The sequence below is a fragment of the Arcticibacterium sp. genome, assembly GCF_055134445.1.
In genome coordinates this window covers 1-7,938 of the sequence record NZ_JBSRVI010000028.1, presented here as the reverse complement: position 1 = coordinate 7,938, position 7,938 = coordinate 1, and the positions used below count along the sequence as shown (strand labels likewise).

Annotated in this window: 4 protein-coding genes; 2 read left to right on the top strand and 2 right to left on the bottom strand. The window is 36.6% G+C overall.

The annotated features are described in order from the left end of the window. Positions 1-1,017 precede the first annotated feature (1,017 nt). Both ACTBZY_RS03740 and ACTBZY_RS03735 read left to right on the top strand, forming a co-directional pair. Positions 1,018-2,379 carry a hypothetical protein gene (locus ACTBZY_RS03740; RefSeq protein WP_463044993.1) on the top strand — a complete coding sequence of 454 codons (1,362 nt, stop codon included), beginning with the start codon at positions 1,018-1,020 and terminating at the stop codon, positions 2,377-2,379. A gap of 70 nt (positions 2,380-2,449) precedes the next feature. Beyond that, complete coding sequence (locus ACTBZY_RS03735; protein ID WP_463044992.1) at positions 2,450-5,272, top strand: TonB-dependent receptor; 2,823 nt, start codon at positions 2,450-2,452, stop codon at positions 5,270-5,272. Positions 5,273-5,900: 628 nt separating this feature from the next. Here the strand turns inward: ACTBZY_RS03735 and ACTBZY_RS03730 are convergent. Beyond that, entirely contained in the window at positions 5,901-6,998 is a 1,098-nt protein-coding gene (locus tag ACTBZY_RS03730) for a glycosyltransferase family protein (protein WP_463044991.1), read from the bottom strand. Beyond that, the gene (locus ACTBZY_RS03725; RefSeq protein ID WP_463044990.1) at positions 6,995-7,852 is read right to left on the bottom strand and encodes a UDP-2,3-diacylglucosamine diphosphatase; all 858 of its coding nucleotides are present in this window, start codon (positions 7,850-7,852) and stop codon (positions 6,995-6,997) included. Before ACTBZY_RS03725 ends, ACTBZY_RS03730 begins: the two co-directional genes overlap by 4 nt. Positions 7,853-7,938 lie beyond the last annotated feature (86 nt).

The window sequence follows — 7,938 nt, the reverse complement described above, 5'->3', positions numbered from 1 at the left end:
TTTCAATGCGAAAATCAAAGCTTTTAGATCTAGGTTTAGAGGTGTCAGGAGTATTGAATTCTTCCTTTTTAGACTATGTCAAATTTATGCTTAAAGAACTCATCCCCCAGATTTTGCTCTTGACCCGAATTCAATAAGTAGCACTTCTAAATTGAGCTCTGAAATTTTCACTCCTTATCAATTGAAATATTTTTTTTTAATCTCCAATTCAATAAGAGTTGGATTGAGCACAAAAAAAGACTTTTGGCTTTTAAGTTTTTTGCATGGTCTGATTACAAATCACTTTTGAGTGAGTGTTAGTGTGCTATGATTGTCGGAAGAGAATTAGGGTAGGATTTAATCTTTTAACTTTGATTTTACTTCAGGAAAGTTGTAAAAGGAAACTTCTTCAGGTTTAAAAAGTTGTAAATAAGTGACTTGAAGTGGCACATAAAAAAAAGGACTGGAACAAATTGCTCCAGCCTTTCCCGCTACTAAATCCACACAACTTTTATTTTAAATGTTTTTATTTCCTGACTATCTCTTTTTGATGTCCAAAGGTAGATTTTCTCATTATAGAACGCAAATAAATCTGAACTATTTTTATTGAGTGTAGAATTACAGAAGAAACGATAACTCTTCTGCATCATATTCCCATTACCTCTACTATATATACGGAACAAATGAATCAAGAGTTTGCTCGGCTTTTGTATTTTTTTGCATGATGTCTAACTACCCTCCAAATCCTCTTTGTTATTAAGCAAGTGTCATTTATTCATAAATGAATTGAAATATTCTAAGTTCAGTGATTTAATTGCCATGTAATTAGCTGTTTAAATTGTTAACAGCTAAGTAACCTATCCTTAACATTAAGTTAATCTTGGGGTCATAGCTTTGTGGCAAAATTCAGAGGAAAGGAATTTCTTATGAAAAACTAATGAATCATAAATACTATTAAGCACGTCTGTTTTGATTTCGGACGGGAGTCAAGTTTAAAAAAGTGAAAGAATATTTAAAAACTCCAAATTTCCCAAACAAATGAAATTTTCAAAAATGATTTTTGCCGTTTTAGCGGTATCTGTATTTCTTTTTTCGTCTTGTGACGACAACTCTGATGAGTGCAAGACTGTTTGTAGTGAAGGTTCTGTTTTAACGGCAGATTGTGATTGCGTAGCTGTTGATGTAAACCCTTGTGCTGATGTAACGTGTCCAACGGGTTTTGTATGTTCAGATGGAAATTGCATTCAGGTGAATGTTCCTGTTACCGAAGTAACTAAAGCGGGTTTACTTATTGCCGACGAAACTTGGACTGCTGATAAGGTATATATCTTACAAGGTAAAGTAGTAGTTTCTGAAGGTGTTACTTTAACTATCAAGCCGGGTACCATTATCAAAGGTGCCAAAGGAACAGGGTCGTTGGCTTCTGCTCTTATTGTAGCCAGAGGCGGGAAAGTAATGGCGGAAGGTACGGCTGATGCTCCTATTGTAATGACTTCAATCGAAGATAACATTGCAATCGGTCAGAAATTCGGTACTAATCTTACTGAAGAAGATAATTCTCTTTGGGGTGGACTTATTGTTTTAGGTAAAGCTCCTATATCTGCGGGTTCTGGTGCGGAAGCTCAAATTGAAGGAATTCCTGCTGATGATTCTTATGGTGCTTATGGTGGAAGTGCTGCTGCCGATAACTCTGGTGTTATTAAGTATGTATCTGTACGTCATGGTGGTGCTCTGATTGGTGACGGTAACGAAATCAACGGTATCACTTTAGGTGGGGTTGGTTCAGGAACCGTTATTGAATATGTAGAGGTTGTAGGAAACCTTGATGACGGTATCGAATTTTTCGGTGGCTCTGTAAACTTAAGTTATGGTTTAGTTTGGGGTCAAGGAGATGACGGTTATGATATTGACCAGTCTTACTCAGGAACTATAGATGGTTCTATTTATATAGCTGGTTCTGATAGTGACCACGCTCTTGAAATTGATGGTCCAGAAAACGCTATTAATGCTGGCGGATTATTCACCGTAAAGAATAGCTCATTCAAAGGTAAAACTGGCGAATATGCGGACTGGAGATCAAATGCTCAAGGTACTTTGATGAATAACTACTTCTTCAATTTTGGAGCTGCTGAAGATATGGAATTAGATGACAACGCTGATGTTCAGGCTAACTATGTTGCTGGTAAAATTGTAATTGCTGGTAACGAGTTCAAATTGCCTGCAGCTGTTACGGCATTGTCTGCCATTTTTAAAGATACTTTTAAAACAGGAAATGATGCAGCTTTCAAAGCTGACATGACTGCTAAAAATAAAGCTGTAACTACAAGAACTGTAGGTGCAGACCCAGCGAAGTTCTCATGGACTTATGCTGCTTCTAAAGGTGCTTTAGAAGGATTCTAAGAAAGATTCCAGGTGGGGTTATTTATAACCTCACCTTCTCTTTATAAAAATTACCAATATATAAAAATCAATGAAAAAAACTTTTACACTAATTACGCTCTTTACGAGCATGATTTTATCGGCCTCTGTTTATGGTCAAACAGGGGTAATCAGGGGTACTGTTATAGATAATACCAATGGAGAAACACTTCCTTTCTCTACTATTTATGTTAAAGAGGCTGCTAAAGGAGCCAATACCGATTTAGATGGAATGTATTCTATTTCATTAATACCAGGTACTTACACGTTAAATTTTTCTTTTGTAGGTTATACGGCTACTACCATCCAAGAAGTTATCGTAAAGGATGGTGAAACTACACTTTTAGATGTAAGAATGGGTAATGATGCTACCGTTCTACAAGAAGTTGTGGTTAAAGCTACAATTGTTAGAAACAGTGAATCTGCTTTATTAACCATGCAGCGGAAATCGCCAAACTTAATGGATGGTATTTCTAGCCAAAGTTTTAAAAGGATAGGAGACAGTGATGCAGGTGGAGCTATTAAAAGAGTAACTGGTGTTTCTGTAGAAGGTGGAAAATATGTTTTTGTAAGAGGTTTAGGAGACCGTTACACTAAGACAATGCTAAATGGTTTGGATATCCCTGGTTTAGATCCAGATAGAAATACTATCCAGATGGATTTATTCCCCACCAATATTATTGACAATATGGTGGTGATTAAAACAGCCACGCCAAACGTTTCAGGTGATTTTACAGGAGGGATTGTAGATATTACCACTAAGGACTTTCCATTAGAGCGTTCTTTTAGTATTTCCGTAGGTGGTTCGTATAATCCATCTATGCATTTCAATAAAAACTATATTCAAGGAGCTAAGAGTTCTACAGATTTCTTAGGTTTTGATGATGGCATGAGGGCTTTGCCAGTGGATTCAAGACAAAATATTCCTTCCGTTGCTCAAAGAGACGCTTCACTTACTACACTAACTAAGAGGTTTCAGCCAGAATTAGGTGTAACTAAGGCTACATCGCCAATGGATTTCAGTGCTTCTATTGCCACTGGTGATCAAATTAACTTTGATAAATTCACAATAGGTTATAACCTAGCCGCCAACTATAAAAATACAACCGAATTTTATGAGCACGCAGAGTACAATGCTTATATAAAGGGTTTTGACCCTTCAAAGGATTATGAGTTTGAATTGAACCAATCCCAAAAGGGAAGCTTGGCAAACAATAATGTAATGGCCAGTGGATTAGCTGGTTTAGCGGTTAAGTTTGACAAACATAAAATAGGTTTGAACGTTTTAAGAATTCAAAACGGAGAGAGTAAAGCAGGTTTATTTAAACAAGAAACTTTCATTTTTAACTCGTCTACTTTGTTTCAAGATAATATAGAGTACTCTGAAAGGTCAATAGCAAATTATAATATTAAAGGTGAGCACAGTTTAGGTGAGCAAGATAAGTTTAGAATTGACTGGAGTTTTGCTCCTACAGTGAGTAGTATAGAGGACAAAGATGTTAGAGTAACGCCTTTTAGATTTGATGAAGGTGTGTATTCTATACAGCCATCAGAAGGAGCTCAGCCAAAAAGACTATTTAGGAATTTGCAAGAGGTAGATTATAGTGGAAAAATTGATTTCACCTATAATTTCGTCACCAACAGAGGTGACGCAAAACTTCGTTTTGGTGCCGGAAATGTAATCAAAAACAGAGATTACGAAATATTCCAGTACGTTTTTAATATCAGAAACCAAAGTAGTTTGAATATAAACGGGGACGCCAACAAATTACTTCTTCCTGAGAATATCTGGACTAAAGAATCTAATGCGGGCGTTTATGTAGTTGGAAACTTTGAACCTGCTAATACCTATGCTGCCAAGCAAACGATATCATCAGTTTATTTAATGAATGAGCTGAGTTTAACAGATAAGTTAAAAGCTATTTACGGATTAAGAGTAGAGAAATTTGACCACTACTATACAGGTCAAACAAACTTAGGAGATGTGATTTTGGATAATGAGAAAATCAATGAGTCTTTAGACTTTCTTCCTTCCGCAAACTTAGTTTATGCTCTTAAGGAAAAAACGAATTTGAGATTTGCGATAGCTAGAACACTGGCAAGACCATCTTTTAAAGAAGCGTCAATCTCTCAGATTTATGATGCAATTTCAGATAGAACGTACATAGGAAACACGGAGCTTAAAGGAACAAAAATCATGAACTACGACTTAAGATTAGAGAAGTTTATGGAAGGCGGTCAAATAGTTTCTATAAGTGGTTTCTTTAAAACATTTAGAAACCCGATAGAGGTAGTTGCTTATAGCCAGGCTTCTCCTAATGATGTACAGCCAAGAAACGTTGGTTCTGCTTTAGTCGTAGGGGGGGAGCTTGAATTTCGTAAGAATTTAGGTCTTATGGTGGGTAACGAGAAACCGTTAAGCCTAGGTACTAACTTCACTTATGTTTATTCTAAAGTGGATATGAACCAAAATGAGTATGAGTCTAGAGTGGAGAATGCCAGAATAGACGAAACCATTAATCAGTCAAGACAATTGCAAGGTCAGTCTCCTTTTATTATCAATGCATTTGCTACTTATCTGCACCAAGAGCGTGGATTAGAGGCGAACATTAGTTATAACGTTCAGGGTAAGAGACTTTCTGTAGTGGGTATAGGAAGAAACCCAGATATATTCGAAATGCCATTTAACTCTATGAATTTCAAAGCTACAAAACGCTTTGGTAAAACTCAGAGAGGTTCTGTAAGTGTGAATGCTAGTAATCTTTTAGATGCCAAGCGTCAAAGGTTATATGAGGGGTTCAATGCTAAATCTCAAGTTTATGACCAATTTAAACCAGGTTCATCCTTTGGAGTTAGTGTGGGATACACGCTTTAGAATAAAGTTTTTTTAAACTTGATTCATATTGGTAATTACAAAAGAGCCCGGATTTTCTGGGCTTTTTTGTTTCTTAATATTGAGGTAATAATTAGGTAACTTTGGCATGGTAAATTTGAGATATCTAAAATGAGACAATGAAAGATATCATAAATCAATGCCGTTCTTTTGTGGAACTTAACTGGCCAATATTAAGCTTCGTATTATTTTTAGTTTGGTATTATAGTCTTCCTATGCCGTCCTAATCAGAAAGGCCAGGAGGTCTTTATGGCAAGTAAGATAAAGAGTGTTAGGAGAATGGCGGGCATTCCAATAATGTCTTGGGGCAGAATACCAAGCGTTTCGAAGTCGTGAACATGTTATTTACTGAACCTTTCTAGAAACTGTTTAACCCGCTTTATTCATTAGAAAGACTCCCGATTTTATCGGGACCGTAGCAAGCTGAGGGTAACATAAATCAGTTCGTAAACTCATTTAAACTCAATCGCCAGAACCCTGTCGCATTAGCTCAGGGTAAACCGCTATGCTAATCTCGTTTAAATGTCTGATTTATTCCACTTTAAAACTCATTACGATTCTCCAATGCATAAGCCGGGTTTAAGCTACTTCTGCGGTGCCAATGAAATGCTTACTGCTGTAGAAGGCTATATTCGAAATGGTCTAGTTCTGCTAATAATTTGGATTTACCATGCTGCAGCCAGTCTTTAAATGGAACCATGGGACTCTCAAAGGTTTCGGTAAATGCTAAGAATAAATCCAAATCGAAAGTTTCTTGACTTATCCCTGCTCCAAAACGCGTAGCGTCTAAGGCATTACAGGCCTGTTCGAAGTGATTTGGGACAGGAACCATCATTATGGGTTTACCGTAATATATAGCTTCGCAAACGGACTCAAATCCAGCCGTGGTGATAAGACCTTTGGCATTTGCCATTAAGCGAAGAAACTTTTTGGCGTCCAGCTTATGTATAAATAGGTTTTTATGTCTTTGGGTAACTTCCTGTTCTTGGTCGCATTTAAGAAAACAATGAACCTCAACATTTGTATTTTTAATATGCCAATCTTCCAACTGACTGAGTAGTCCAGAATTGGTCATATAAGCCACGTAGTAGGGAAGTGTGGATGTAGACTCAGATAAAACGGAATCTCTGATTAGAGGAGGTATACTGATGATATTCTTATTGTTCTGATAAGGACTGAACGAGAGAGCAAGCATCTTTTTAGATCTTAGTGCGGTTATTCTACTATTCAGATTTACCAGAATTCTGTCTAACCATTTTTTCTCAGGAAATACAAACGCTTTATGAAGCAGTAGGTATTGATGTCCTACACATATCATGGGAGGAGCAGTGAATGGGAATCTGATTTGAAAAATTCCAGCTAGAAAATCATAGAAATTAATAATAAGGTCTGGCTGATAGTGCTCCATCCAGAGCTTCATTTGATTAAGACTTTTATTATGTTCAGGTAGTTTTTTGAAGTTTTGGATTATGGTTTGTTTTAGGCTTAAACCTTTACCACTTTGATTGTAAATAAGGTTAGGACTATGGAAATAGTGAACGTCCGTATTTATTTCTGTTTCAATGAAAGAACTGAAGTTATCTTTCTTAATCATTCCAACGAAACAGGCTGCCACTTCATGATTGGAACCTTGAAGTTGTTGGAAAAGACTTACCGCCTGCGTTAAATGACCTCTTCCTTCTCCTTGAACGATGAATGCTATTTTCATTTTAATTCAAAGATGTGTCCGTAAGACTCCTCAAAATCTTTGTCAATCTCTTCCAGATCCATATCTAAATCAATGTCTTTTTCATCAAATGAATCTGGTTGCGAAGAAAGATGAGATGCGTCGTAAACGATTTCCCAGTTTCCGGCAAAATCCTCTACTAAAGCAGATTTGTTCTCCACCCAGTCTCCAGAGTTCATATAGAGAATGTTATCAATGTTTTTTATGGCAGGTTGATGAATATGGCCACATATAATGCCATTACAGTTCTTTGATTTAGCCATTTCTGAAAGTTGTTCTTCGAAATCCGATATATAGTTTACAGCCATTTTAATTGAGTTTTTTACTTTTTGTGATAGAGAATAATAAGGGAGCCCTTTCATGACGCGGTATTGATTATACTTTTTATTCAACCAGAGTAAAAATGTATAACCCAAGTCTCCTATGTGAGCGAGCCATTTAGCCTTTTTAGTGACCAAGTCAAACACGTCTCCATGAGTAATAAAGAATTTATTATCGCCAGACTTAAGAACCAGTTCTTTTACAATTTTAAAGTTAGAACCCACAGTGAAGGGTAGGAATTGGTCTAGGAAATCGTCATGATTACCCCTTACATAGCAAACCTGGGTATCGTTTTTCTCAATGGTTTTGAGTACGGCACGTATAAATGCGGTATGTTTTTTCTTCCAAGCCCCGTATTTTTTTAGTTGCCATCCATCAATGATATCTCCATTTAGAATAAGCCTTTCACACGAATAATCTCGGATAAATTTAGTGACCTCTACTGCTTTACTACCAGCTGTTCCCAGATGGACATCAGAAAGCACTATGGTTCGGTAGTCGTATTTCTTTTGCATGATGCAAGTTGCCTACCAAATGTTAATTGAATTTTACGGAAAAGCTATGTTTGTGTTAATTATGGTCTGTTTATACGAATGAGGAT

What these genes read in the sequence shown, in the direction of transcription:
- ACTBZY_RS03740 (WP_463044993.1), top strand. Translation starts at nt 1,018, where the DNA reads ATGAAATTTTCAAAAATGATTTTTGCCGTTTTAGCGGTATCTGTATTT.
- ACTBZY_RS03735 (WP_463044992.1), top strand. Translation starts at nt 2,450, where the DNA reads ATGAAAAAAACTTTTACACTAATTACGCTCTTTACGAGCATGATTTTA.
- ACTBZY_RS03730 (WP_463044991.1), bottom strand. Translation starts at nt 6,998, where the DNA reads ATGAAAATAGCATTCATCGTTCAAGGAGAAGGAAGAGGTCATTTAACG.
- ACTBZY_RS03725 (WP_463044990.1), bottom strand. Translation starts at nt 7,852, where the DNA reads ATGCAAAAGAAATACGACTACCGAACCATAGTGCTTTCTGATGTCCAT.